25 protein-coding genes are annotated in these 26,077 nt (G+C 72.1%); 13 read left to right on the top strand and 12 right to left on the bottom strand.

Annotated elements, in window-relative coordinates:
* Positions 1–270: 270 nt before the first annotated feature.
* The 5 genes from ABD335_RS26075 to ABD335_RS26055 are packed head-to-tail and all read left to right on the top strand — an operon-like array spanning position 271 to position 4,393.
* A complete protein-coding gene (locus ABD335_RS26075; protein ID WP_344327896.1) occupies positions 271–1,608 on the top strand; it encodes an ATP-binding protein in 1,338 nt (445 codons plus the stop codon).
* Positions 1,605–2,021, top strand: a complete 417-nt coding sequence (locus tag ABD335_RS26070) for a roadblock/LC7 domain-containing protein (protein WP_344327895.1) — start codon at positions 1,605–1,607, stop codon at positions 2,019–2,021. The genes ABD335_RS26075 and ABD335_RS26070 overlap by 4 nt, the downstream gene beginning before the upstream one ends.
* Complete coding sequence (locus ABD335_RS26065; protein ID WP_344327894.1) at positions 2,018–2,380, top strand: DUF742 domain-containing protein; 363 nt, start codon at positions 2,018–2,020, stop codon at positions 2,378–2,380. The genes ABD335_RS26070 and ABD335_RS26065 overlap by 4 nt, the downstream gene beginning before the upstream one ends.
* The gene (locus tag ABD335_RS26060; protein WP_344327892.1) at positions 2,358–2,957 is read left to right on the top strand and encodes a GTP-binding protein; all 600 of its coding nucleotides are present in this window, start codon (positions 2,358–2,360) and stop codon (positions 2,955–2,957) included. The genes ABD335_RS26065 and ABD335_RS26060 overlap by 23 nt, the downstream gene beginning before the upstream one ends.
* Positions 2,954–4,393, top strand: coding sequence for a cytochrome P450 (locus ABD335_RS26055; RefSeq protein ID WP_344327890.1), 1,440 nt, complete (start codon positions 2,954–2,956; stop codon positions 4,391–4,393). Before ABD335_RS26060 ends, ABD335_RS26055 begins: the two co-directional genes overlap by 4 nt.
* Before the next feature lie 124 nt (positions 4,394–4,517).
* Here the strand turns inward: ABD335_RS26055 and ABD335_RS26050 are convergent, their stop codons facing one another.
* From ABD335_RS26050 to ABD335_RS26015, 8 genes are all read right to left on the bottom strand, one after another.
* A complete protein-coding gene (locus ABD335_RS26050; RefSeq protein ID WP_344327889.1) occupies positions 4,518–4,853 on the bottom strand; it encodes a metal-sulfur cluster assembly factor in 336 nt (111 codons plus the stop codon).
* The gene (sufU, locus tag ABD335_RS26045; RefSeq protein WP_344327888.1) at positions 4,850–5,329 is read right to left on the bottom strand and encodes a Fe-S cluster assembly sulfur transfer protein SufU; all 480 of its coding nucleotides are present in this window, start codon (positions 5,327–5,329) and stop codon (positions 4,850–4,852) included. Before sufU ends, ABD335_RS26050 begins: the two co-directional genes overlap by 4 nt.
* A gap of 46 nt (positions 5,330–5,375) precedes the next feature.
* A complete protein-coding gene (locus tag ABD335_RS26040) occupies positions 5,376–6,632 on the bottom strand; it encodes a cysteine desulfurase (protein WP_344327886.1) in 1,257 nt (418 codons plus the stop codon).
* A gap of 148 nt (positions 6,633–6,780) precedes the next feature.
* Positions 6,781–7,545 carry a Fe-S cluster assembly ATPase SufC gene (sufC, locus tag ABD335_RS26035; RefSeq protein WP_344327885.1) on the bottom strand — a complete coding sequence of 255 codons (765 nt, stop codon included), beginning with the start codon at positions 7,543–7,545 and terminating at the stop codon, positions 6,781–6,783.
* 6 nt (positions 7,546–7,551) lie between these two features.
* Positions 7,552–7,911 carry a non-heme iron oxygenase ferredoxin subunit gene (locus ABD335_RS26030; RefSeq protein WP_344327884.1) on the bottom strand — a complete coding sequence of 120 codons (360 nt, stop codon included), beginning with the start codon at positions 7,909–7,911 and terminating at the stop codon, positions 7,552–7,554.
* Entirely contained in the window at positions 7,908–9,089 is a 1,182-nt protein-coding gene (gene sufD, locus ABD335_RS26025; RefSeq protein ID WP_344327883.1) for a Fe-S cluster assembly protein SufD, read from the bottom strand. Before sufD ends, ABD335_RS26030 begins: the two co-directional genes overlap by 4 nt.
* A 240-nt stretch (positions 9,090–9,329) precedes the next feature.
* Positions 9,330–10,751, bottom strand: coding sequence for a Fe-S cluster assembly protein SufB (gene sufB / locus ABD335_RS26020; RefSeq protein ID WP_344327881.1), 1,422 nt, complete (start codon positions 10,749–10,751; stop codon positions 9,330–9,332).
* Complete coding sequence (locus ABD335_RS26015; protein ID WP_344327878.1) at positions 10,748–11,515, bottom strand: helix-turn-helix transcriptional regulator; 768 nt, start codon at positions 11,513–11,515, stop codon at positions 10,748–10,750. Before ABD335_RS26015 ends, sufB begins: the two co-directional genes overlap by 4 nt.
* Before the next feature lie 253 nt (positions 11,516–11,768).
* Between ABD335_RS26015 and ABD335_RS26010 the strand changes: the two genes are divergently transcribed.
* From ABD335_RS26010 to ABD335_RS26000, 3 genes are all read left to right on the top strand, one after another.
* Positions 11,769–12,695 (top strand): ABC transporter ATP-binding protein, encoded by a 927-nt coding sequence (locus ABD335_RS26010; protein ID WP_344327876.1) that lies wholly within the window; start codon positions 11,769–11,771, stop codon positions 12,693–12,695.
* Between the two features lie 71 nt (positions 12,696–12,766).
* Entirely contained in the window at positions 12,767–13,495 is a 729-nt protein-coding gene (locus ABD335_RS26005; RefSeq protein WP_344328050.1) for an ABC transporter permease, read from the top strand.
* Between the two features lie 101 nt (positions 13,496–13,596).
* A complete protein-coding gene (locus tag ABD335_RS26000) occupies positions 13,597–14,631 on the top strand; it encodes a COX15/CtaA family protein (RefSeq protein WP_344327875.1) in 1,035 nt (344 codons plus the stop codon).
* On the opposite strand, the gene ABD335_RS25995 is transcribed toward ABD335_RS26000, so the two are convergent.
* The 3 genes from ABD335_RS25995 to ABD335_RS25985 form a co-directional block, all read right to left on the bottom strand.
* Positions 14,580–15,677, bottom strand: coding sequence for an amidohydrolase (locus tag ABD335_RS25995; RefSeq protein ID WP_344327874.1), 1,098 nt, complete (start codon positions 15,675–15,677; stop codon positions 14,580–14,582). The two genes, ABD335_RS26000 and ABD335_RS25995, sit on opposite strands and share 52 nt — an antisense overlap.
* A 50-nt stretch (positions 15,678–15,727) precedes the next feature.
* Positions 15,728–16,078 carry a hypothetical protein gene (locus ABD335_RS25990; protein WP_344327872.1) on the bottom strand — a complete coding sequence of 117 codons (351 nt, stop codon included), beginning with the start codon at positions 16,076–16,078 and terminating at the stop codon, positions 15,728–15,730.
* Positions 16,079–16,159: 81 nt separating this feature from the next.
* Positions 16,160–17,134, bottom strand: a complete 975-nt coding sequence (locus tag ABD335_RS25985) for a heme o synthase (RefSeq protein WP_425583748.1) — start codon at positions 17,132–17,134, stop codon at positions 16,160–16,162.
* A gap of 444 nt (positions 17,135–17,578) precedes the next feature.
* Here ABD335_RS25985 and tkt point away from each other — a divergent pair, with 444 nt between their 5' ends.
* Genes tkt through pgl form a run of 5 tightly spaced genes read left to right on the top strand, consistent with a single transcriptional unit; the run spans position 17,579 to position 24,231 of the window.
* Positions 17,579–19,672, top strand: coding sequence for a transketolase (gene tkt, locus ABD335_RS25980; RefSeq protein ID WP_344327869.1), 2,094 nt, complete (start codon positions 17,579–17,581; stop codon positions 19,670–19,672).
* Positions 19,673–19,707: 35 nt separating this feature from the next.
* Positions 19,708–20,826, top strand: a complete 1,119-nt coding sequence (gene tal / locus ABD335_RS25975) for a transaldolase (protein ID WP_344327867.1) — start codon at positions 19,708–19,710, stop codon at positions 20,824–20,826.
* On the top strand, positions 20,823–22,358 hold the full coding sequence (gene zwf / locus ABD335_RS25970; protein WP_344327866.1) for a glucose-6-phosphate dehydrogenase: 1,536 nt from the start codon (positions 20,823–20,825) through the stop codon (positions 22,356–22,358). The genes tal and zwf overlap by 4 nt, the downstream gene beginning before the upstream one ends.
* Complete coding sequence (gene opcA, locus ABD335_RS25965) at positions 22,355–23,443, top strand: glucose-6-phosphate dehydrogenase assembly protein OpcA (RefSeq protein WP_344327865.1); 1,089 nt, start codon at positions 22,355–22,357, stop codon at positions 23,441–23,443. The genes zwf and opcA overlap by 4 nt, the downstream gene beginning before the upstream one ends.
* Positions 23,444–23,496: 53 nt before the next feature.
* A complete protein-coding gene (pgl, locus tag ABD335_RS25960; protein ID WP_425583753.1) occupies positions 23,497–24,231 on the top strand; it encodes a 6-phosphogluconolactonase in 735 nt (244 codons plus the stop codon).
* A 100-nt stretch (positions 24,232–24,331) separates the two neighbouring features.
* Here pgl and pgi read toward each other — a convergent pair whose 3' ends face one another.
* Positions 24,332–25,984 (bottom strand): glucose-6-phosphate isomerase, encoded by a 1,653-nt coding sequence (gene pgi / locus ABD335_RS25955; RefSeq protein ID WP_344327862.1) that lies wholly within the window; start codon positions 25,982–25,984, stop codon positions 24,332–24,334.
* Positions 25,985–26,077: the final 93 nt, after the last annotated feature.

The raw sequence follows: 26,077 nt of genomic DNA, 5'->3' as shown, positions 1-26,077 counted from the left end.
CGTCGCGTCGGCCGGGTGTGAAGAGGCGGTGGAGGATCAGCGGAGAGCGACGTTCCGAGTCCCGATTGGTAACCACCAGACGCTTGAAGCCGCCGGCCGTTCCTAGGATGATCAGGCATTCCAGCGCCCGTGACGGACGCGGGTGGGCCCTGGCGCCATCAGCGCCGTGCCCGACCGATCGGCATCCGATGGATCACGAGAGTCGGCCGCTCCCGCAGGTCGCGTCCCCTCCCGGGCCTGGCGTTCCACCCTCTCCTGCCCGAGGACCCGATGACACAACACATACCAGAGGCGGTGTTCTGGTGCCTTGCCACAGCCGTTCCCGCGGTCGTGCTGCTGGTGCGTCAGAGCCGGATCAGCGCCCGCCTGCGCCGTCGTCTGACGAGTTCCGAAGCCGCCCTCCGCGCTCGTGAGGAGGAGGTCCGGCACCTCGTCGAAGTCCGGCTCTCCGCGCTGGTCGAGGCGCCCCACTGCGCCGCGTCCGTGCCCGGCCCGCTCGACGCGGAACTCGCCGCGACGGCGTACGGGGCGAACCTGGAGAAGGTCGTCGAGATGTTCACCGGCGCCGCCGAGGCGGCGCGCACCCGCGCCGACCAGTCGGCGAAGGCCGCGCTGAAGGGCGCGGTGCGCGCCCTCCAGGCCCTGGCGAACGAGCAGCAGCTGTCGATCTCGGACATGCAGGACCGGCACGACAACCCCGACGTGCTCCGCGACCTGCTGGAGATCGACCACGCCAACGCGCAGTTCGGCCGGAGGGCCCAGGCCATCTCCGTGCTCTGCGGCTCGTGGCCCGGACGGCAGCGGGTCGCCTCGCCGCTGATCGACGTCGTCCGCGGAGCCACGTCGCGGATCCGGGACTACCGCCGCGTCAAGGTCCACTCCCAGGTCGACATGGACGTGGTGAGCCGGGCCGTCGAGCCGGTGGTCCTCGCGGTCGCCGAGCTGCTGGACAACGCGGCGCGGCACTCCCAGCCGAACACCACCGTCGAGGTCGGCATCCGCTCCGCGCACAACGGTGCCTCCATCGTCATCGACGACGCGGGCGTCGGCATGGACACGAGCGAGATCGAGGAGGCCGCCCGGCGCCTGTCCGGCCGGGAGGACATCGACATCAACCGGCTCGGCGACCCGCCGCAGTTCGGCTTCGCCGTCATCGGCGTGCTCGCCGCCCGCTACGGCTTCACCGTCTCCGTCGACTCGCAGTCCCCCTACGGCGGTGTGCGGGCCGTCCTCTTCCTCCCCAACACGCTCCTCGAACGGAGCCGTCCCACCGAGCCGGCCGCCGCCGTCCGGGAGGTCGAGGCGCCGACCGCGCCGGAGCCCGCCCCGGTCCCGGCCGCGTCGGCCGAGACCGGCCCCGGCGAGGACGCCGCGGGCGAACCGGGCTCCCCGGCGGCGGTGCGGGAGTCCACGGTGGGGGGCCTGCCCAAGCGCCGCCGGCGCGCGCCCCGGTCCCAGGAGCCCGCGGTCGGCGCGGCCCCGGCCGACACCGGTCCCGCGCTGGTCCGCCCCGCCACCGAAACCGCCTCGCGCATGAGCGCTTTCGCCCGCGGCACCCGCTCGGGCCGCGGCGCATCCCCGGACAGTGAAGGGAACCTCCAGGAATGAACGGCCACATGACCAACGAGCTGGGATGGATGCTCGACGAGGTCCTGAAGGTGCCGGAAGCCCGCCACGCCATCCTGCTCTCCGCGGACGGCATGCTCCGCGCCCACTCCCAGGGCATCCAGCGCGACGAGGCCGAGCGGCAGGCCGCGGCCCTGTCCGGCCTGCAGTCGATCAGCCGCAGCACCGCCGAGTTCTGCGCGCACGAGTCGTCGCCGTGGCAGCAGACGCTCGTGGAGTTCGTCGACGGATACGTCTTCCTGGTGGCCGCCGGCGCGGGCGCCTACCTGGCGGTCTCCGCCGGCCAGGACGTCGACATGGAGGCGGTCACCTACAGCATGCACAAGCTGGTCGACCGGCTGGGCAAGGAGCTGACCACTCCGCCCCGGCAGGACCCCGCGCCCGGTATCGCATGACTCCGCCACGCCCCCGGCGTGAGAGAGGACTCGTCCGGCCGTACGTCGTCACGGACGGCCGAGCCCATCCGACGCGCAACGTACTGGACCTCGTGACGCTGGTGACCGCGGTGAGCGGCCGCCCCCTGAACGGCCTGAGCCCGGAGAAGCGCCGCGTCATGGAACTGTGCCGGGGAGGAGCGCTGTCGGTCGTCGAGGTCGCGGGGCACCTCGGTCTGGCCACGAGCGTCACCAAGGTGCTGCTCAGCGACCTCGTCGACAGCGGCCACATCACCGTCCGGCCCCCCATCCCCAAGGCACAACTTCCCGACGCCCAACTCCTGCAGGAGGTACTCGATGGGCTCCGCTCTCGCTTCTGACCGGGTCTATGTCGCGGACACGGTCACCACCGCGGTCAAGATCCTGATCGTGGGGCACTTCGCCGTCGGCAAGACCACGTTCGTCGGCACGCTCTCCGAGATCCGGCCGCTGCGCACCGAGGAGATCATGACGCAGGCCGGCGAGCTGATCGACGACCTGGCCGGGGTCCCCGACAAGACCACGACCACCGTCGCCATGGACTTCGGCCGTCTCACGCTCAGCGACTCGCTGGTGCTGTACCTGTTCGGCGCCCCCGGACAGAAGCGCTTCATGCAGCTGTGGAAGGACATGATGCACGGCGCCCTCGGCGCGCTGGTGCTGACGGACACCCGACGGCTCGACCAGTCCTTCGACATCATGAGCGTCCTGGAGGAGCACGGGATGCCGTACGCGGTCGCCGTCAACCAGTTCGACGGCGCGCCGGTCTTCCCCGAGGCGGAGATCCGCGAGGCCCTCGACCTCCTCCCGGAAACCCCCCTGGTCACCTGCGACGCGCGGGAGGCCGAATCGTCGTCCAGGGCGCTGATCGCCCTCATCGAGTACCTCCGGACCCGCGCCTCACAGGAGCAGCGATGACCACCTCCCGACCCGCCTCGGACGCCGTACCGCCGCCGGGCTGCCCGGCACACGCCCGCGGCGCGGCCACGGCCGCGGCCGACCACACCGGCTCCCGTGCCGTCGAGCGCATGTACGGCCCGGAGTTCGCCGCCGACCCCATGGCGACCTTCACGCGCCTGCGCGCCCACGGCTCCGTCGCGCCCGTGGAGATAGCGCCCGGCGTCGACGCCTGGGTGGTCGTCGGGTACGACACCGCCCTGGAGGTGCTGCGCAGCCCGGAGCGGTTCTCCAAGGACCCGCGCCGGTGGAAGGCGCTGGCCGACGGGAGGGTCCCGGCGGACAGCCCGGTCGTGCCGATGATGATGTACCGGCCGAACGCCCTGTGGACCGACGGCGAGGAGCACAGCCGTCTGCGCCGCGTCATCACCGAAAGCCTCGACCGCGTGGACCCCAACGCGCTGCGGGGCTACGTGGAGCGCAGCGCCGACACCCTCATCGACCGGCTCGGCCCCCGGGGGGAGGCCGACCTGCTCGGCGAGTACGGCGCCGTGCTGCCGCTGCTGGTCTTCGAGCAGCTCTTCGGCTGCCCGGAGGACATCGGGAGGAAGCTGGCCCGGGGCATGGCCGGGATCTTCGACGCCGACGCCGACTCCGAGAAGGCCAACGCCGTACTGGCCGAAGGCCTCGCGGAACTGGTCGCGCGCAAGCGGAGGCAGCCGGGGCCGGACGTGACGTCCTGGATGATGGCCCACCCCCACGGGCTCACCGACGAGGAGATGATCCACCAACTGGTGCTGTTGCTGGGCGCGGGCATCGAGGCCGAGCAGAACCTGATCTGCAACGGCCTGCGGCTGCTGCTGTCCGACGACCGGTTCGCCGGCGACCTGGCGGGCGGCAGCATGCCGGTCGAGGACGCGCTCGACGAGGTGCTGTGGACCGACCCGCCGATGGCCAACTACGCCGTCCACTACCCGATCCGGGACGTGGAGCTCGACGGGACCCTCGTGCGCGAGGGCGAGCCCATGCTGATGAGCTTCATCGCCGTGAACAACGATCCGGCCCTGGCCGGCGACCGCCGGACCGGCAACCGCGCCCACCTGGCGTGGGGCGTGGGCCCGCACACCTGCCCGGCGAAGAGCCCCGCCCGGCTGATCGCCGCGGTCGCCGTGGAGAAGCTCCTCGACCGCGTCCCCGACATCGAGCTGGCCGTCGGGGTGGAGGAGCTGGAGTGGCGGCAGGGGCCCTTCAACCGGAGCCTGGTCTCCCTGCCGGTGCGCTTCCCGCCGGTCGCCCCCGCTCGGCGGCCCGCCGAGGACCGCGGACGGGACGCGGAGCCGATCCCGCCGTCGTCGGTCCCCTCCGCGCCGGCGCCCGAGGCCGGGGGGACCGGTTCCGCGCACGACGCCCCGGGGCACTGGTGGGACTCCCTGGCGAGGTGGTGGCACGGACGGTAGCCGGCCCGGCTGCGCGACCCGCGGAAACGACACGGCCCGGGCCCGCCGGTGTGTGCCGGCGGGCCCGGGCCGTGGGCGCGGTCGTGCGCCCGCGTCCTCGGGGCCGTCCCCTCGGTGCGGGGTCTCAGACGTTGAAGCCCAGGGCGCGGAGCTGCTCGCGGCCCTCGTCGGTGATCTTGTCCGGGCCCCACGGCGGCATCCAGACCCAGTTGATCCTCAGATCGTTGACCAGGCCCTCGGTGGCCGACCGCGCCTGGTCCTCGATCACGTCGGTCAGCGGGCAGGCCGCGGACGTCAGGGTCATGTCCAGGGTGACGGTGTTGTCGTCGTCGATGTGGATGCCGTAGACCAGGCCCAGGTTGACGACGTCGATGCCCAGCTCGGGGTCCACCACGTCGTAGAGCGCCTCGCGGACCTCGTCCTCGCTCACCGGTGTCGTCGTGGTCGGGGTCTCGCTCATGCGGTCTTCTCCTCGGCCCTCTCCTCCGTGGAGCCGCCGCCCAGGGCCTGGGCGGTGGCGTCCTTCCATGCCATCCAGCTCAGCAGCGCGCACTTGACGCGTGCCGGGTACTTCGAGACCCCCGCGAACGCGACCGCGTCCTCCAGGATCTCCTCCATGGCGTCGTCCGGCTCGATCCGGCCCTTGGACTGCATCAGCTCCAGGAAGGTCTCCTGGATCCTGCGGGCCTCGTCGATCTCCTTGCCCACCAGCAGCTCGTTCAGCACCGAGGCGCTGGCCTGGCTGATGGAACAGCCCTGCCCCTCATAGCTGACGTCCGCGATGGTGGAGCCGTCCAGTTTCACCCGCAGCGTGACCTCGTCACCGCACGTCGGGTTGACGTGGTGCACCTCGGCGTCGCCGTCGCGGAGCCCCCGTCCGTGCGGGTGCTTGTAGTGGTCCAGGATCACGTCCTGGTACATGGAGTCAAGCTTCACGAGTCACCTTCAGCCGCTGCAGTCGTCCGTCACCGGTCACGGAACATCAACCGAAGAAGTTCCGCACGTGTTCCAGCCCTTCCACCAGGGCGTCGACCTCGGCGGGGGTGGAGTACAGATAGAACGACGCTCGCGTGGTCGCGGGAATTCCGTACCGGAGGCACACGGGTCGGGCGCAGTGGTGGCCGACCCGGACGGCGATGCCCTGCTCGTCGAGCACCTGCCCCACGTCGTGGGGGTGGATGTCGCCGAGCGTGAAGGAGATCGCCGCGCCCCGGTCCTCGGCCGTGGTCGGCCCGATGATCCGCAGGGAGGGGACCTCCTGCAGCCTGGCGACCGCGTACTCGGTGAGCGCGTGCTCGTGGGCCGCGATGCGCTCCATGCCGATCGAGGCGAGGTAGTCCACGGCGGCGCCCAGCCCGATGGCCTGGGCGATCGGCGGGGTGCCCGCCTCGAACTTGTGCGGGGCGGGGGCGTAGGTGGAGGAGTGCATCGAGACGGTCTCGATCATCTCGCCGCCGCCGAGGAACGGCGGCAGGTCCTCCAGCAGCTCCTGCCGTCCCCACAGCACGCCGATGCCGGTCGGGCCGCACATCTTGTGGCCGGTGAAGGCCACGAAGTCGGCCTGGAGCGCCTGCACGTCCAGCGGCATGTGCGGGGCGGCCTGGGAGGCGTCGACGACCACGAGGGCGCCGACCTCCTGGGCGCGGCGGACGATCGTCTCGACCGGGTTGACCGTGCCCAGGATGTTGGAGACCAGCACGAACGAGACGACCTTGGTCCGCTCGGTGATGACCTCCTCGATGTTCGACAGGTCCAGGCGCCCGTCGTCGGTGAGGCCGAACCACTTCAGCTTCGCGCCCGTGCGCTGCGCGAGCAGCTGCCACGGCACGATGTTGGAGTGGTGCTCCATCTCCGTGATGACGATCTCGGTCCGGTCGTCGACGCGGTACGGCTCGTCCGCCCAGCCGAGCATGTTCGCCACGAGGTTGAGCGACTCCGAGGCGTTCTTGGTGAAGACCACCTCGTCGCGGCTGGGTGCGTTGACGAAGGCGGCGACCTTGTCGCGCGCGCCCTCGTACAGTGCCGTGGCCTCCTCGGCGAGCACGTGCACGCCGCGGTGGACGTTGGCGTTGTGTCGCACGTAGTAGTCGTTCAGCACGTCGAGTACCTGGTTCGGCTTCTGCGAGGTCGCCGCGTTGTCCAGGTACACGATCCTCTTGCCGTCGTGGACCGTGCGGTCCAGGACGGGGAAGTCCTTGCGGATCGCCTCTGTGTCGAGAAGGCCCGGCAGCTGTGTCACGCCCTTGTTCCTCCGTTCGCCCCGTCGCCTCGGCGGCCGGGGACGGCCCCCGGCCGCGAGGCCGGGGGCGTGGTGCTGTCACCCGCCCGGCGGGGCCGGGCGGGACGGTCGGTGGCCCGCGGATCCGCGGTGGCCCGGCGCGTGGAGGTCACGCGGCCTGGCCGCCCTTCACATAGGCCTCGTAGCCCTCTTCCTCCAGCTTGTCCGCCAGCTCCGGGCCGCCGGACTCGGCGATCCGTCCGGCCGCGAAGACGTGGACGTGGTCGGGCTTGATGTAGCGCAGGATACGCGTGTAGTGGGTGATCAGCAGGGTGCCGACCTCGCCGGTCTCGCGGACGCGGTTCACGCCCTCGGAGACGATGCGCAGGGCGTCCACGTCCAGACCGGAGTCGGTCTCGTCGAGGATCGCGACCTTCGGCCGGAGCAGCTCCAGCTGGAGGATCTCGTGGCGCTTCTTCTCACCGCCGGAGAAGCCCTCGTTGACGTTCCGCTCGGCGAAGGAGGGGTCGATGTGGAGGCGCTCCATGGCCTCCTTGACCTCCTTCACCCAGGTGCGCAGCTTGGGGGCCTCGCCGCGGACGGCGGTGGCGGCGGTGCGCAGGAAGTTGGAGACGGACACGCCGGGGACCTCGACCGGGTACTGCATGGCGAGGAAGAGGCCGGCACGGGCGCGCTCGTCGACCGACATCTCCAGGACGTCCTCGCCGTCCAGGGTCACGGTGCCGCCGGTGATCGTGTACTTCGGGTGCCCCGCCAGCGAGTAGGCGAGGGTGGACTTTCCGGAGCCGTTCGGGCCCATGATCGCGTGCGTTTCGCCCTGCTTCACGGTCAGGTCGACGCCGCGCAGAATCTCCCGGGGGCCGTTCTCGGCCTCGACGGAGACGTGCAGGTCGTGGATCTCAAGCGTTGCCATGGGGCTTCAGGACTCCTGGGTGAGGGAGACGAGCACGGCCGCGTCGGGGCCGTCTCCTTCGATCTTGACGGGGTATACGGGGACGGGACGCGTGGCGGGCAGGCCGGAGGGCTTGCCGGTGCGCAGGTCGAAGCTGGAGCCGTGCAGCCAGCACTCGATCTGGCAGTCCTCCACCTCGCCCTCGGACAGGGAGACGTTCGCGTGCGAGCAGATGTCGTGGATCGCGAAGACCTCGCCCTCGGTGCGGACGAGGGCGACCGGCGTACCGCCGATCTCCACCCGGTGGGGGGTGTCCTCCTCCAGTTCGCCGAGCGTCGCGACGCGCACGAAACCCTCCGTGCCCGCCGTGTCTTCAGCGGTGCTCATGCGACCGACTCCTCCAGCTCTTCCTCGATCTTGGCGATCAGGCGGTCCTGGAGGTCCGGCAGGCCGATCTGCTGGACGAGCTCGGCGAAGAAGCCGCGCACCACCAGCCGGCGGGCCTCCTTCTCCGGGACGCCGCGGGCCATCAGGTAGAAGAGCTGCTCGTCGTCGAAGCGGCCGGTGGCCGAGGCGTGGCCGGCGCCGACGATCTCACCGGTCTCGATCTCCAGGTTGGGGACCGAGTCCACCCGCGCGCCGTCGGTGAGGACGAGGTTGCGGTTGAGCTCGTAGGTGTCGGTGCCCAGGGCCGTGGAGCGGATCAGCACGTCGCCGATCCACACCGCGTGGGCGTCCTCGCCCTGGAGGGCGCCCTTGTAGACGACGTTGCTCCGGCAGTTCGGCGTCTCGTGGTCGACGAAGAGCCGGTGCTCCTGGTGCTGGCCGTTGTCGGTGAAGTACAGGCCGTACAGCTCGGCCTCGCCGCCGGGGCCCGCGTAGTTGACGCGCGGGTGGAGGCGCACCAGGTCGCCGCCGAAGGTGACGACCACGGACTTGAACGTGGCGTCACGGCCGACCAGCGCGTTGTGCTGGGAGCAGTGCACGGCCGTGTCGTCCCAGTCCTGGACGGAGACGACCGTCAGCTTGGCGCCGTCGCCGAGCACGTACTCGACGTTGGCGGCGCGCACGGCGTCACCGGTGTGGTCGATGACGACCACGGCCTCGGCGAAGGCCCCCAGCTCGAAGACGGTGTGGCCGTAGGAGACACCGCCCTGGCCCTGCACGCTGAGCCGGATCGGCTCGTCGAGCACGGTCTCCTTGGGCACGGTGACGACCGTCGCCTTCTCGAAGGAGCTGTACGCCTGCGCCGCGACCCGGTCGGCCGGGACGCCGGCCCGGCCGAGGCGGGGGTCGTCGCGGCCGACGGTCTCGACGGTCACGCCGTCGGGCGCGGAGACCTCGGCCTTGACGCTGCCGTCCGGGGCGGCGGTGCCGTCGTGCAGGCCGCGCAGGCGCTCCAGGGGAGTGAAGCGCCACTCCTCCTCGCGGCCGTGCGGGACGGGGAAGTCGGCCACGTCGAAGGACGGCGGCGCGCTCATCCGCGTGGCGATGGTGGACTCGGCGGCCACCGCGATCGCTCCGGTGGTCGTGGACCCCGCCGGAATGTTCTGAGCCTCAGCCATGGCTGTCGTGTTGCTCGCTCTCTTCTGTCTGTTGTTCGCTCGCCTCCGGACTCCCCCGGCTGTCGCCGGGAGGTGCCCCCACGGGCCCGGTGCCGACACTCCTCGGAGTCGCGCTTCGCTCGTTCCTCGCCGCGCTCGTCCTCGTCGCCTTCGACACCGGCGCGCCCTTCGGCTCGCTCACGTCACGGGTGGCAGGGCGGCACCGGCCGGAGTGGCCGGTGCCCGCCCGGGACGGCCGGGTCAGCCGACCGCGCCCTCCATCTGCAGCTCGATCAGCCGGTTCAGCTCCAGCGCGTACTCCATGGGGAGTTCCTTGGCGATCGGCTCGACGAAGCCGCGCACGATCATCGCCATCGCCTCGTCCTCGGAGAGGCCGCGCTGCATGAGGTAGAAGAGCTGGTCGTCGCTGACCTTGGAGACCGTCGCCTCGTGGCCCATCGTCACGTCGTCCTCGCGGACGTCGACGTACGGGTAGGTGTCCGAGCGCGAGACGGTGTCCACCAGCAGCGCGTCGCACAGCACGTTGGACTTGGAGCCCTCGGCGCCCTCGGCGATCTCGATCAGACCGCGGTAGGAGGTGCGGCCGCCGCCCCGCGCCACCGACTTGGAGACGATGTTGGACGAGGTGTTGGGCGCCATGTGCACCATCTTGGCGCCGGCGTCCTGGTGCTGGCCCTCGCCCGCGAAGGCGACCGAGAGGGTCTCGCCCTTGGCGTGCTCGCCCATCAGGTAGACGGCCGGGTACTTCATCGTCACCTTGGAGCCGATGTTGCCGTCGACCCACTCCATGGTCGCGCCCTCGTAGGCCACGGCGCGCTTGGTGACCAGGTTGTAGACGTTGTTCGACCAGTTCTGGATGGTCGTGTACCGGCAGCGGGCGCCCTTCTTGACGATGATCTCCACGACCGCGGAGTGCAGCGAGTCCGACTGGTAGATCGGCGCGGTGCAGCCCTCGACGTAGTGGACGTAGGCGTCCTCGTCGACGATGATCAGCGTCCGCTCGAACTGGCCCATGTTCTCGGTGTTGATCCGGAAGTAGGCCTGGAGCGGGATGTCCACGTGGACGCCCTTGGGCACGTAGATGAACGAGCCGCCGGACCACACCGCGGTGTTCAGCGCGGCGAACTTGTTGTCGCCGGACGGGATGACGGTGCCGAAGTACTCCTGGAACAGCTCCGGGTGCTCCCTGAGCGCCGTGTCGGTGTCCAGGAAGATGACGCCCTGCTTCTCCAGGTCCTCGCGGATCTGGTGGTAGACCACCTCGGACTCGTACTGGGCGGCGACGCCGGCGACCAGGCGCTGCTTCTCCGCCTCGGGGATGCCCAGCTTGTCGTAGGTGTTCTTGATGTCCTCCGGGAGGTCCTCCCAGGACTGGGCCTGCTTCTCGGTGGACCGCACGAAGTACTTGATGTTGTCGAAGTCGATGCCGCTGAGGTCCGACCCCCAGTTGGGCATGGGCTTCTTCTCGAAGAGCCTCAGGGCCTTCAGCCGACGCTTCAGCATCCACTCCGGCTCGGACTTCTTCGCCGAGATGTCGCGGACGACCTCCTCGGAGAGGCCACGCTTGGCCGACGCGCCGGCGGCGTCCGGGTCGGCCCAGCCGTACTCGTACTTGCCCAGGCCCTCCAGCTCAGGGTGGGCAGTCTCCGTGGGGAGAGTCATGCGGGGTTCCTCCCGGCTGTGCTTGCAGATGCTGTGGTGGTCTTGGGGGTGGGTCCGGGGACTGTCCCGGGGATGAACGTCGTGCACACGCCGTCGCCGTGGGCGATGGTGGCCAGACGCTGTACGTGGGTGCCGAGCAGGCGGGAGAAGACCTCGGTCTCCGCCTCGCACAGCTGCGGGAACTGTTCGGCGGCGTGGGCCACCGGGCAGTGGTGCTGACAGAGCTGCTCTCCGCTGGAGGCGGGCGCGCTGCGCGCAGTGGCAGCGTACCCGTCCCGGGAGAGGGCCTCGGCCAACACCCTGGCGCGGTCCTCGGGAGCCGCCCGCTCCAGTTCCGCGCGGTACCGCTCGGCCTGCGCGGCGACCCGCGCACGGGCGAAGGCCGCCACCGCGGCCCGGCCCTTCTCGCCGCCGCCCGCCGCCTGCGCTATCCAGCGCATGGCGTCGACGGCCAGTTGGTCGTACGCCTGGTCGAACGCGCCGCGACCGCGGTCGGTGAGCGCGAAGACCTTGGCGGGACGGCCCCGGCCGCGCGAGCCGTAGACCCGCTTCTCGCGGGGCTCCACGACCCCCTCGGAGACGAGGGCGTCGAGGTGGCGGCGGACCGCCGCCTGGGTCAGCTCCAGGCGTTGGGCCAGTTCGGCCGCGGTGGAGGGACCGTGGTCGAGGATGGAACGCGCGACCCTGTTGCGGGTGCCGTGCTGCTCGTCCGGCGCGGAGTGCGCGGGGGCACGGGTGTCGCCGGTGCCGTGGTGGACCGTCATGACTTCTCGCGCCTCCTCACGTCCGTACCGTTCCGTCGGGCCGAGTGCCGTCCCGCCGGGCGCGCCTTTTTCACAACGCTATTGTTGCGTAATTCAAAGGAACGCGGCAAGCCGCGCTCTGACCAGCCGGAATGGGATGCGTCACGTAAGGCATGCCTTACTCGGCGGCACCCGGCGGGCCGTCCCGCGCGCCCGCGAGCGCCGCGCGGCCCCGGGCCGTCGCCGGTGGCCGCCGCTCCCTAGACTCGCCCCTATGCGAGACACGGCGGCCGTCGAGGTCGCGGGACTGGTGAAGCGGTACGGGGACCGGACCGCGGTGAACGGGCTGGACCTCACCGTCGGACGCGGCACCGTGACCGCCGTCCTCGGCCCCAACGGCGCCGGGAAGACCACCACCATCGAGACCTGCGAGGGCTACCGCCGCCCCGACGCGGGCACCGTCCGCGTCCTGGGCCTGGACCCGATCGCCGACGCGGCGGCCCTGCGCCCCCGGATCGGCGTGATGCTCCAGAGCGGCGGGGTCTACCCCACCGTCCGCGCCGCGGAGATGCTGCGCCACATGGCCGCGCTCCACGCCCGTCCGCTGGACGTGGACGCGCTGATCGAACGGCTGGGGCTCGCCGGCTGCGGCCGCACCCCCTACCGGCGGCTGTCGGGCGGCCAGCAGCAGCGGCTCGCGCTGGCCATGGCCATCGTCGGACGGCCGGAGCTGGTCTTCCTCGACGAGCCGACCGCCGGCCTGGACCCCCAGGCCCGGCGGGCCGCCTGGGACCTGGTGCGCGAGCTGCGCGCGGACGGGGTGACGGTGGTGCTGAGCACCCACTTCATGGACGAGGCCGAGGAGCTGTCCGACGACGTGGCCATCATCGACGAGGGCCGGGTGATCGCGCGGGGCAGCCCCGAGGAGCTGTGCCGCGGCGGCGCCGAGAACACGCTGCGCTTCACCGGCCGTCCCGGACTCGACCTGCGCTCGCTGCTCAAGGCGCTGCCCGCCGGCACCGCCGCCGCCGAGCCGGTCCCGGGCTCGTACCGGCTGACCGGGGCCGTGGACCCCCACCTGCTGGCCACGGTGACGTCCTGGTGCGCGCAGAACGGGGTGATGCCGGACGGCATCTCGGTCGAGCGGCGCACGCTGGAGGACGTCTTCCTGGAGCTGACGGGCAAGGAGCTGCGGTCGTGAACGCGAGGACGACGGAGACCACGGGGCACGGCACGTACGCCCCCCGGCCGGGCGCCGCGCCGCTGCCGCGGATGATCGCCGCGCAGGCCGCGCTGGAGACCCGGCTGCTGCTGCGCCACGGCGAGCAGCTGCTGCTGACGATCGTCATCCCGACGCTGCTGCTGGTGCTGTTCGGCGCCGTGGACATCGTCGACCTCTCGGACGCCGACGGCGGGGGCGGGCGCGTGGACTTCCTCGCACCGGGCGTGCTGGCGCTGGCCGTGCTCTCCACCGCCTTCACCGGTCAGGCCATCTCCACCGGCTTCGAGCGGCGCTACGGCGTGCTCAAGCGGCTGGGCGCCTCGCCGCTGCCGCGCTGGGGGCTGATGACCGCCAAGACGTGCGCGGTGCTGGTGACCGAGGTGCTGCAGGTGGCGCTGCTGACCTCGGTCGCCTTCGCGCTGGGCTGGTCGCCGCACGGCCACCCGCTCGCCGTGGCGCTGCTGCTGGTCGCCGGGACGGCCGCCTTCTCCGGGCTCGGCCTGCTGATGGCCGGGACGCTCCGGGCCGAGGCGACGCTGGCGGGGGCGAACCTGGTCTTCGTCCTGCTGCTGGTGGGCGGCGGGGTGGTCGTCCCGCTGGAGAGGTTCCCCGCCCCGGTGCGCGAGGTGCTGGAGTGGCTGCCGATCTCCGCGCTCTCCGACGGGCTGCGGGACGTGCTGCGCGACGGCGCCGGGATGCCGTGGGGGAATCTGGCGGTCCTCGCGGTGTGGGCGGTGGCGGGCCTGGCCGCCGCGGCCCGGTTCTTCCGCTGGGAGTAGGCGCCTCGGCGGGCCCGGTGTGCGCAAGGCGACAGCCCTCCCCCCGCCCTCTCGCGCCCCCCTCGTGAAAGTTCGCACAAGCACGCGCCTACGATGGGTCCGTGCCCAATCTGCTCGAATTCGCGCGGAACCCCGTCGCGTACGTCGCCAGGCGCTGGACCCCCACCCAGCGCATCGTGGAGCGCGCCACCCTGACCGCGCTCGTCATGAGCGTGGTCATCGTGGTCACCGGTGGGGTGGTGCGGCTGACCGGCTCGGGGCTGGGCTGCGAGACCTGGCCCAAGTGCAGCGGCGACAGTCTCATCGCCACGCCCGAGATGGGGCTCCACGGCGCCATCGAGTTCGGCAACCGCCTGCTGACGTACGTGCTGTGCGCCGCCGTCGGCTGGGCGATCCTCGCCGTGCGCTCCGCCGAGCCGCGCCGCCGGAGCCTGTCGCAACTGGCCTGGGCGCAGTTCTGGTTGGTCGTCGCCAACGCCCTGATGGGCGGCGCGACCGTGCTGATGGAGCTCAACCCGTACACCGTCGCCGCCCACTTCCTGCTCGCCACCGCGCTGCTCACGATCGCCGCCGTGACCTGGCTGCGCTCGCGCGAGGGCGACGAGGGGCCGCGTCCGCTGGCGGGGCCGCGGATCAGGCAGCTCGCGGCGGCGCTGACGGCCGTGGCCGTGGTGCTGATCGTCGTCGGCACCGTGGTCACCGGCACGGGCCCCCACGCGGGCGACAGCAGCGACGTGCCGCGGATGGAGCTGATGAGCTGGGAGGCGGCCGCCCGGGTGCACGCCCTGTCCGCCTGGGCCGTGGTGGGCCTGACGGTGCTGCTGTGGCTGGCGCTGCGCGCCGTGGACGCCCCCAGGGGTCCGCTCGCCCGTGCCCGGGAGTTGCTGCTGGTGCTGCTGGCCCAGGGCGTGATCGGCTACGTGCAGTACTTCACCGAGCTGCCCGAGGTGCTGGTCGGGCTCCACCTGTTCGGCTCCTGCCTGGTGTGGATCTTCGTCCTGCGGGTGCTGCTGGCGCTGCGCGAGCGCGGTCTGCCGCCCGTCGCCGACCCCGTCGCGGACTCCGCTCCCGAGGCGGTGCGGGATCAGCCCGCGCCCGCCGCCCCGGCCGGGTCCGGCGCGGCGGCCGGCCGGTAGACGCGGCGGGCGTTCCCGCCGCCCACCAGCGCCGCGATGCGCCGCGCGTCCTCCCGGGTGCAGTCGCCGTCCTCCGTCCAGGACGACAGCAGCCGCTCCAGCGCGCGGGTGAACAGCCTCGCCCCGACCACGTACAGCTCCGGCAGCCCCCGGGCCCGGGTGGAGAACATCAGCTTGCCGAACGGCGCCTCGCCCAGGGTCTCCGCCGGGTCCGGCCCGACGTCGGCGTAGACGTGGGGGAACGCCGCGGCCATCCGTGCCGCGGCGCGGTGGTGCGGGACGCTCGGCAGCAGGACCACCGGCACTCCCAGGCCCGCGGTCGCCGCCAGGAACCCGGCGAGCGGTCCGGGGTCGGCACAGTGGAGCTGGACGGGACGGCCGGTGGTCAGCGCGCTCCACAGCAGGTGGCGGACGAGCGCGGGTTCGGTGCGGCGGTCCGCCGGGCCCCGGTGGCGGTCGCGGTCGCGCAGCCGGCGTTCGGCCGCCCGGAGGACCTCTCGGAGCTCGGGCGGCGCCGCCTCCAGGAAGCCGCCGCCGGAGACGAAGGCGACGGCGGTGCGGGCGGCCGTGTGGAGGGCCTCGGCGGTGCCGGAGACGAACGAGGCGACCGTGCCGGAGCCGGCCGCGACCCCGTCGGCCAGCCGCTCCAGGTCCACGATCCGGTGGACGGCGCCGTCGGCGAGGTCGGCCAGGGCGGCGAGGCCGGGGGCGTCCGGATCGGCGGAGTCGCGGGGGCCGTCGGCCACCAGGAACGTCCCCGTGCCGCTGCCCCGCAGCAGCGCCCGTCCCGCGGCGTAGGCGCCCAGCTCGCGGCGGCGGGCCAGGTAGCGGGCGGGCGCGCAGTGCGGTTCGAGACCGAGCAGGGGCGGGCACCAGCGCCGTACCGCCAGACCGAGCCGGGTGTCGAAGAACGTCCCCGTGAGCGGGTGCGCGCCGCCGCCTTCGACGGCGCCTCCGACGGCGGCGGCCAGCCACCTCTCGAAGCCCGCCGGACCCACCTCCCCGCGCAGGATCCCGCGGCTGTGGTGGTCGACCAGGGGCTCCATGCCCTGACCAACGCGCGAGGGCCCGTCAGGTGTCGCGCCCGATGCGGTCCTCAGCGGTTCTCCGGGCCTCCGAGCTGGATGCCGGCCATCCGCTCCCACTCGTAGGGGCCGGTGCGGATGCGGGCGGCGAGGTCGCCGTCGAGGTCCGCGTGGAGGGTGACCCCGGCCTTCTCGGCGGCCTTCTCCGCGACCTCCCGGGAGGGGGCCACCAGGTCGCCCCAGCCGCCGTCGGCGCCGACGAGGACGAGGCGCACGCCGCGCTGTCCGAGGTAGGCGATCTGGCCGTCGGCGCTGCCGCCGCGCTCCTTGGCGAACGCGGCGATCTCCTTGGCGAGCTTCGTCACCCAGCGCTGCGCCCGGGCGTCGGACCTGGTCTCTTCCGCCTGCTGTGTCTTGGCCATGAACAGGATGCTACCGATGGGTAGATCACCTGGCGACCGCGGCCCGGAGTGGCCTGTGCCACTCCGGGCGCCCCCGCGGCGTCACCGCAGGAACGGGTCCACCGCCACCGCCAGGAACAGCAGCGACACATAGGTGATCGACCAGTGGAACAGCCGCATCTCCTTGAGCTTGGCCCCGGTGATGCCGGCCTTGGCGCGGGCCTGGAGGGCGTGGGCCTCCTTCAGCCACCAGGCGCCCGCGGCGATCGCGACGAGCGGGTAGAACCACCCGACGTACCCCAGCGGCCACAGGGCCAGGGAGACGGCCACCATGATCCAGCTGTAGACGACGATCTGCCGGGCCACGACCTTGTTGCCCGCGACGACCGGGAGCATCGGCACCCCGACGCGCGCGTAGTCGTCCTTGACCTTCATCGACAGCGGCCAGTAGTGCGGCGGCGTCCAGAAGAAGACGACCAGGAAGAGGACGACGGCGGCCCAGCTCACCTCGTTGGTCACCGACGACCAGCCGATGAGGACCGGCATGCAGCCCGCGATGCCGCCCCAGACGATGTTCTGGGCGGTGCGCCGCTTGAGGATCATCGTGTAGCCGACGACGTAGAAGAGCAGGGCGCCCAGGGCCAGGGCGGCCGAGAGCCAGTTGACCGTCAGGCCGAACCAGACGGTGGAGACCACGGCCAGGGTGAGGCCGAACGCCAGCGCCTCGCGCGGCGAGACGACTCCGGTCACCAGCGGACGCCGCTCGGTGCGGTGCATCAGCGCGTCGATGTCCCGGTCGAGGTACATGTTGAGCGCGTTGGCACCGCCGGCCGACAGGTAGCCGCCGACGCAGGTGGCCAGCACCAGCCACAGGTCGGGGACCCCCTGCGCGGCGAGGAACATCACCGGGACGGTGGTGGTCAGCAGCAGTTCGATGATCCGCGGCTTGGTCAGCGCCACGAAGCCCTTGATACGGGCCCCGAGCGGCCGGTGTACTGGGCTCGAATCGAGCTCCCCCACGGCCCTCCGGGCGTGGGCGGTACCCCCACCCGCGGGACGGGATTCGACGGCCGTCACGGACACCCCTGATCACAGTGCGACATGCGCGGCTCGCGCCGCGTGGGAACAGACGAGCCACGGCCGGAGAAGGTCCGGTCGCGACTCGCGCGTACCACGCCACTGTAGACGCTGGCCATACGCCGCTCCGCCCCGGGGTGGCCCGTGTTGGCGCACCCCGGCTCCGGACGGGGCCCGTCGCGGAGGGGACGCGGATCCGTCGCGGAGGAGGACGCGGACCCGCCGCGGACGGCCGCGCTCATGTGCGCTCCGTGTTCATCACATGCCCACCGAAGGGCCGACGCGCGCCCGATTCGAGGTGTTTCGCGCACCGGGCCCTCCGGGGCTTTGCTCAAAGGATGAGCGGCGGAAATGGGGGAACACCGGCGGGGGTACGCTCGACATCGCCCGGTGTGACCCAACGGACACCGGCCTTCGACATGTGGAGAGGAGCCCTGACGCAGGGTGAGCACCAAGCCGACCACCACAGACCTCGAGTGGACCGAACTGGATCAGCGGGCTGTCGACACCGTCCGAGTCCTGGCCATGGACGCCGTGCAGAAAGTCGGCAACGGCCATCCGGGGACGGCCATGAGCCTGGCTCCCGCGGCGTACCTGCTCTTCCAGAAGCTGATGCGCCACGACCCGTCGGACGCGCGCTGGGCCGGCCGGGACCGGTTCGTCCTCTCCCCGGGCCACACCAGCCTGACCCTCTACATCCAGCTCTACCTGTCCGGCTACGGACTGGAGCTGGAGGACCTGAAGGCCTTCCGCACCTGGGGCAGCAAGACCCCCGGCCACCCGGAGTACGGCCACACCGTCGGAGTGGAGACCACCACCGGCCCGCTGGGGCAGGGCATCGCCAACGCCGTGGGCATGGCGATGGCCGCCCGGTACGAGCGGGGGCTGTTCGACCCCGACGCCGCTCCGGGCACCTCCCCCTTCGACCACACCATCTGGACGATCGTCTCCGACGGCGACCTGGAGGAGGGCGTCTCCGCCGAGGCGTCCTCACTGGCCGGCCACCAGAAGCTGGGCAACATCGTCGCCCTGTACGACGACAACCACATCTCCATCGAGGGCGACACCGCGACCGCCCTGTCGGAGGACGTCCTGCGGCGGTACGAGGCGTACGGCTGGCACGTCCAGCGCATCGAGCAGGCGCCCAACGGCGACTTCGACGTGAAGGCGCTGTACGCGGCGCTGAAGGCGGCGCAGGAGGAGACCGAGCGGCCCTCGATCATCGCCGCCCGGACGATCATCGCCTGGCCCGCGCCGAACGCCCAGAACACCGAGGCCGCGCACGGTTCCGCGCTGGGCGCGGAGGAGGTCGCCGCCACCAAGCGCGTGCTGGGCTTCGACCCCGAGAAGGACTTCGAGGTCGCCGAGGACGTCCTCGCGCACGCCCGCAAGGTCGTCGACCGGGGCCGCGAGGCGCGCGCCGCGTGGGACAAGCGGTTCGCCGAGTGGCGCGAGGCCAACCCCGAGCGCGCCGCCGAGTACGACCGGATCGCCGCCGGAAAGCTCCCCGAGGGCTGGGAGAAGGCCCTGCCGGTCTTCGAGGCGGGCAAGGACGTGGCGACCCGCAAGGCGTCCGGCGCGGTGCTCAAGGCGCTGGGCGGGGTGATCCCCGAGCTGTGGGGCGGCTCCGCCGACCTCGCGGGCTCCAACAACACCACCATCGACGCCTCGTCGTCCTTCCTCCCGGCGGACAACCCGCTGCCGGAGGCGAACCCGTACGGCCGCACGATCCACTTCGGCATCCGCGAGCACGCCATGGGCTCGACCATGAACGGCATCGCGCTGCACGGCAACACCCGGATCTACGGCGGCACCTTCCTGGTGTTCTCCGACTACATGCGCCCGGCGGTGCGACTGGCGGCGCTGATGAAGCTGCCGGTCACCTACGTGTGGACGCACGACTCCATCGGTCTGGGCGAGGACGGGCCGACCCACCAGCCGGTGGAGCACCTGGCGGCGCTGCGCGCCATCCCGGGCCTGAACATGGTCCGCCCGGCGGACGCCAACGAGACGGCCATCGCCTGGCGCGAGATCATGCGCCGCCACGGCGAGCGTCCGGCCCCGCACGGCATCGCGCTGACCCGTCAGAACGTGCCGACCTACGAGCCGAACGAGGACGCCGCCCGCGGCGGGTACGTGATGTTCGAGGCGGAGGACTCGGAGGGGCGGGCCGCCGAGCCGCGGGTCGTGCTCATCGCCACCGGCTCCGAGGTGCAGTTGGCCGTCGCCGCCCGCGCGACGCTCCAGGCCGAGGGCGTGCCCACCCGCGTGGTGTCGATGCCGTGCCTGGAGTGGTTCGAGGAGCAGGACCGGGCGTACCGCGACAGCGTCCTGCCGCCCTCGGTGAAGGCGCGCGTGGCGGTCGAGGCCGGTGTCGGGCTGACCTGGCACCGGTACGTGGGCGACGCCGGACGGATCGTCTCCCTGGAGCACTTCGGCGCCTCGGCCGACTACAAGGTGCTCTTCCGCGAGTTCGGCCTGACGCCCGAGGCCGTCGTCGCCGCCGCCCGGGAATCGATCGACGCCGCCGCACGCTGACGCCAACAGGCACAGAATCAGGAGATGCATTTGCCATGACAGACGCACTCAAGCGCCTCACCGACGAAGGCGTCGCGATCTGGCTGGACGACCTGTCGCGCCGGCGCATCACGTCCGGCAACCTCGCCGAGCTGCGGGACGAGCAGCACGTGGTGGGTGTCACCACGAACCCGTCGATCTTCCAGAAGGCGATCTCCGAGGGACACGGCTACGACCGCCAGCTCTCCGACCTGGCCTCGCGCGGGGTGACGGTGGAGGAGGCCATCCGGATGATCACCACCGCCGACGTCCGGGACGCCGCCGACGTGCTGCGCCCGGTCTACGACGCCACCGGCGGTCTGGACGGCCGGGTCTCCATCGAGGTGGACCCGCGGCTGGCCCACGCCACGCAGCCGACGGTCGCCGAGGCCAAGCAGCTCGCCTGGCTGGTGGACCGCCCCAACACCTTCATCAAGATCCCCGCCACCCGCGCCGGACTCCCGGCGATCACGGAGACCATCGCCGCGGGCATCAGCGTCAACGTCACGCTGATCTTCTCCATCGAGCGCTACCGCATGGTGATGGACGCCTACATCGAGGGTCTGGAGAAGGCCCGGGAGAAGGGTCTGGACCTGTCCGAGATCCACTCCGTGGCGTCGTTCTTCGTCTCCCGGGTGGACACCGAGATCGACAAGCGACTGACCGCCCTGGGCACCGACGAGGCCTTGGCGCTGAAGGGCAAGGCGGCGCTGGCCAACGCCCGTCTGGCCTACCAGGCGTACGAGGAGGTCGTCGCCTCCGACCGCTGGACGTCCCTGGAGGCCGCCGGCGCCAACCGGCAGCGTCCGCTGTGGGCCTCCACCGGCGTGAAGGATCCGTCCTACCCCGACACCCTCTACGTCACCGAGCTGGTCGCCCCCGGCACCGTGAACACCATGCCGGAGTCCACCCTGCGGGCCGTCGCCGACCACGGCGAGGTCACCGGCGACACGGTGCGCGGCACCTACGAGCAGGCCCGCGCCGACCTCGACGCGATCGCCAAGCTCGGCATCGACTACGACGAGGTCGTCGAACTGCTGGAGGTGGAGGGCGTCGAGAAGTTCGAGAAGTCCTGGAACGACCTCCTGGCGTCCACCGAGGCCGAACTGAGGCGTCTCGCCCCGAAGGAGGCATGACGCAGGTGACCGACGCAGCCAACCCGCTGCGTGACGCACAGGACCGACGGCTCCCGCGCATCGCGGGGCCGTCGGGCCTGGTGATCTTCGGCGTCACGGGCGATTTGTCACGAAAGAAGTTGATGCCGGCGGTGTACGACCTCGCCAACCGGGGTCTGCTGCCGCCGGGTTTCTCCCTGATCGGCTTCGCCCGTCGCGACTGGGCGGACCAGGACTTCTGCCAGGTCGTGTACGAGTCCGTCAAGCAGTACGCCCGCACCCCCTTCCGCGAGGAGGTGTGGCGGCAGCTCGGCGAGGGCATGCGGTTCGTGCCCGGCGTCTTCGACGACGACGACGCCTTCCGCTCCCTGAAGGCGACCATCGAGGACCTGGACAAGTCGCGCGGCACCGGCGGCAACTTCGCCTTCTACCTCTCGGTGCCCCCGAAGTTCTTCCCCACGGTCCTCCAGCAGTTGAAGAAGCACGGGCTGACCGACGCCCCGGAGGGCTCCTGGCGCCGCGCGGTCATCGAGAAGCCCTTCGGCCACGACCTGGCCAGCGCCCAGGAGTTGAACCGGGTCGTCCACCAGGTCTTCCGCCCGTCCGACGTCTTCCGCATCGACCACTACCTGGGCAAGGAGACCGTCCAGAACATCCTGGCGCTGCGCTTCGCCAACACGCTGTTCGAGCCGCTGTGGAACCGCTCCTACGTCGACCACGTGCAGATCACGATGGCCGAGGACATCGGGATCGGCGGCCGGGCGGGCTACTACGACGGCATCGGCGCCGCGCGCGACGTCATCCAGAACCACCTGCTCCAACTGCTGGCCCTGACCGCCATGGAGGAGCCCTCCTCCTTCGACGCCAAGGCGCTGGTCACCGAGAAGCTCAAGGTGCTCAACGCGGTGCGGCTGCCGAAGGACCTGGCCCGCCACACCGTGCGCGGGCAGTACCAGGCCGGCTGGCAGGGCGGCCGGAGGGTGCCCGGCTACCTGGAGGAGGAGGGCATCGACCCGGCCTCCCGGACCGACACCTACGCCGCCATCAAGCTGGAGATCGACAACCGCCGCTGGGCGGGCGTCCCCTTCTACCTGCGCACCGGCAAGCGGCTGGGCCGCCGGGTGACGGAGATCGCGGTGGTCTTCCAGCGCGCCCCCTACTCCCCCTTCGACGCCACCGACACCCGGGAGCTGGGCCAGAACGCCCTGGTCATCCGGGTGCAGCCGGACGAGGGCGTCACGATCCGGTTCGGCTCCAAGGTGCCGGGCACCTCGATGGAGATCCGCGACGTGACGATGGACTTCGCCTACGGCGAGTCCTTCACCGAGTCCAGCCCCGAGGCGTACGAACGGCTCATCCTGGACGTGCTCCTGGGCGACGCCAACCTCTTCCCCCGGCACCAGGAGGTCGAGCGGTCCTGGGAGATCCTGGACCCGATCGAGGAGTTCTGGGAGGGACACGGCAGGCCCGAGCCGTACACCGCCGGGACCTGGGGGCCCCGGGCGGCCGACGAGATGCTCGCACGCGACGGACGGAGCTGGCGGCGGCCATGAACATCGACCTGACCGACACCACTTCCGGCGAGATCAACGCGACCTTGGTGAAGGCGCGGCGGGCGATGGGCAGTCCGGCCGTCGGCATGGTGCTCACGCTCGTGATCGTGACGGACGAGGGCAGCCACTACGACGCGCTGAAGGCCGCCAACGAGGCGTCCAAGGAACACCCCTCGCGGATCCTCGTCGTCATCCGCCGCCCGGGGCGCTCCCCCCGGGACCGGGCCACGGCCCGGCTCGACGCCGAGGTGCGGATGGGCGGCGAGACCGGTACCGGTGAGACGGTCCTGCTGCGGCTCCACGGCGAACTGGCCTCCCACGCCCACAGCGTCGTGCTGCCCCTGCTGCTGCCGGACGCCCCGGTCGTCGTCTGGTGGCCCGCCGACACGCCCGAGCACCCCTCGAAGGACCCGCTGGGCGTCCTCGCCCAGCGCCGGATCACCGACGCGGCGGAGACCGAGGACCCGGTCATGACCCTCCGGACGCGCGCCGGGTCCTACGCGCCCGGCGACACCGACCTGGCCTGGACCCGCATCACCCTGTGGCGCAGCGTGTTGGCCGCCGCGCTGGACCAGAAGCAGGCCCGCATCCTCAAAGCGGAGGTCCGGGGCGAGGCGTACAACCCGAGCACCGAGCTGCTGGCGCTCTGGCTCGCCGACCGGTTGAACGTCCCCGTGGAGCGCACCGTCTCCGACGGTCCGGGCCTCACGGCCGTGCGGCTGGTGACGGACGAGGGCGACATCTGCCTGAACCGCGGCGACGGCGCCCTGGCGAAGCTGACCGTGCCCGGCCAGCCCGACCGGAACGTGGCCCTCCACCGGCGCTCCAACGCCGAGCTGATCGCCGAGGAGCTGCGTCGCCTGGATCCGGACGAGACCTACGCCCGAACGATCCGCTTCGGCCTCGACCGGCTGCTCGCCGCCTCGGAGCCGGCGGCGGACGAGGAGACCGGCGGCGAGAACGGCGGCCGGAACGGCGGCGAGACCGGCGAGGAGGTCGCGGGGAAGGAAGACGGCGGGACCGCCGCGGAGAGCCCCGGCGAGGCGATCGTGGAGCGCTCCGGCGGGGAGGGGGAGGCCCGGTGACCGCCCCCGAGCAGGCGCCCCCGCGGATCGTCGTCCACCCCGACAAGGAGCGGATGGCCCGGGCCACGGCGGCGAGTCTGATCACCACCCTCGTGGAGGCCCAGACGGCCCGCGGCGGCGCGTCCGTCGTGCTGACCGGCGGCCGCAACGGCAACGCCCTGCTGGCGGCCCTGGCCCAGGCCCCGGGCCGGGACGGCGTGGACTGGTCCCGCGTCGACCTGTGGTGGGGCGACGAGCGGTTCCTGCCCGACGGCGACCCGGACCGCAACCACACCCAGGCCCGCGCGGCGTTCCTGGACGCGGTCCCGCTGGACCCGGCGCGCGTCCACCCGATGCCCGCCTCCGACGGGCCGCACGGCGACGACGTGGCCGCGGCGGCCGAGGCGTACGCGGCGGAGCTGGCCGCGGCGGCGGACACCGAGGGCACCGCCGCGCCCCGGGTGCCGTCCTTCGACGTCCTGCTGCTGGGGCTGGGCCCGGACACCCACGTCGCCTCCCTCTTCCCGGAGCACCCGGCCGTGCGGGAGGAGGAGCGGACGGTCGTCGGCGTCCTCGAGGCCCCCAAGCCGCCGCCGACCCGGATCTCCCTCACGCTCCCGGCCCTGCGGGCGGCCCGGGAGGTCTGGCTGCTGGCGGCGGGCGAGGACAAGGCGGAGGCGGCCGCCGCGGCGCTGCGGGGCACCGACCCGCTGCGGACCCCCGCCTCCGGCGCCCGGGGCCGCGCCCGCACCCTGTGGATCCTCGACGAGGCCGCGGCGGCCCGCCTCCCCTCCTCGGTCCGGGACTGACCGGGCCCGGCCGGACCACGGAGAGGACAGCGGCCCCGTTCCCCGAGGGGAACGGGGCCGCCGCGTTCTTCCGGGCCTTCCGTGCGGTGGTGTCCGCGGCTCAGCGACCGCGCAGGGCCCGGTAGCGGGCCACCAGGGCCGCCGTGGAGGTGTCCAGCCCCGCCACCTCGGCGCCCTCGGTCAGCGCGGGCTCGACGCGCTTGGCGAGGACCTTGCCCAGCTCCACGCCCCACTGGTCGAAGGAGTCGATGTTCCAGATCGCGCCCTGGACGAACACCTTGTGCTCGTACAGCGCGACCAACTGCCCCAGCACCGACGGGGACAGCTCGGAGGCCAGGATCGTCGTGGTGGGGTGGTTGCCCCGGAACGTGCGGTGCGGCACCTGCTCCTCCGCGACGCCCTCCGCGCGGACCTCCTCCTCGGTCTTGCCGAACGCCAGGGCCTGGCCCTGGGCGAAGAGGTTGGCCATCAGCAGGTCGTGCTGGGCCGCGAGCGCGGGCGGCAGGACGTCCACGGGCCGGGCGAAGCCGATCAGGTCCGCGGGGATCATCTTGGTGCCCTGGTGCAGCAGCTGGTAGTAGGCGTGCTGGCCGTTGGTGCCGGGGGTGCCCCAGACCACCGGGCCGGTCTGCCAGCTCACCGGCTCGCCCTGCCGGTCCACCGACTTGCCGTTGGACTCCATGTCGAGCTGCTGGAGGTACGCGGGGAACCTCGACAGGTAGTGGCTGTAGGGCAGCACCGCGTGCGACTGCGCGTCGAAGAAGGAGCCGTACCAGATGCCCAGCAGCCCCAGCAGCAGCGGGGCGTTCTCCTCGAACGGCGCGGTGCGGAAGTGCTCGTCGACGGTGCGGAAGCCGTCCAGCATCTCGCGGAAGCGGTCCGGGCCGATGGCGATCATCAGCGAGAGGCCGATGGCCGAGTCGTAGGAGTAGCGCCCGCCGACCCAGTCCCAGAACTCGAACATGTTGGCCGTGTCGATGCCGAACTTCGCGACCGCCGCCGTGTTGGTCGACAGCGCCACGAAGTGCCGGGCCACCGCGTCCTCGCCGGCGTCCAGACCCTTGAGCAGCCAGTCCTTGGCCGAGAGGGCGTTGGTGATGGTCTCGATCGTGGTGAAGGTCTTGGACGCGACGATGAACAGCGTCTCGGCCGGGTCCAGGTCCCGCAGCGCCTCGTACAGGTCGGCGCCGTCCACGTTGGAGACGAAGCGGACGTCCAGCTCCCGGTCGGTGTAGGGGCGCAGCGCCTCGAACGCCATGGCGGGCCCCAGGTCGGAGCCGCCGATGCCGATGTTGACGACGTTCCTGATCCGCTTGCCGGTGTGGCCCGTCCACTCCCCGGCGCGCACCTTCTCGGCGAAGGCGGACATCCGGTCGAGCACGGCGTGCACCGCGGGGACGACGTTCTCCCCGTCGACCTCGATCACCGCGTCCCGCGGGGCCCGCAGGGCGGTGTGGAGCACGGCCCGGTCCTCGGTGACGTTGATCTTCTCGCCGCGGAACATCGCGTCCCGCAGTCCGGCGACGTCGGCGGCCTCGGCCAGCTCGCGCAGCAGGCGCAGCGTCTCGTCCGTCACCAGGTGCTTGGAGTAGTCCAGGTACAGGTCCCCGACCCGGACGCCGTACCGCTCGCCGCGCCGTGGGTCGTCGGCGAACAGCTCGCGCAGATGCACCTCCCCCAGCTCCTCGCGGTGCCTGGCCAGCGCCTGCCACTGCGGCATACGGTCGAGCCTTCCGCGGCCTTCAGCGTTCATCTGCGAATTCAGTCCACTTCTCTCGTGACAAACCCCGCCGCACCCCAACCTAACGGAACGACGGCCCGGCCGCGTGCCCCGAAGGGCGCGCGG

Source organism: Streptomyces macrosporus (genome assembly GCF_039533145.1).
GTDB classification, from domain to species: Bacteria; Actinomycetota; Actinomycetes; order Streptomycetales; family Streptomycetaceae; genus Streptomyces; species Streptomyces macrosporus.
This window is presented reverse-complemented; position numbering and strand designations above follow the sequence as displayed.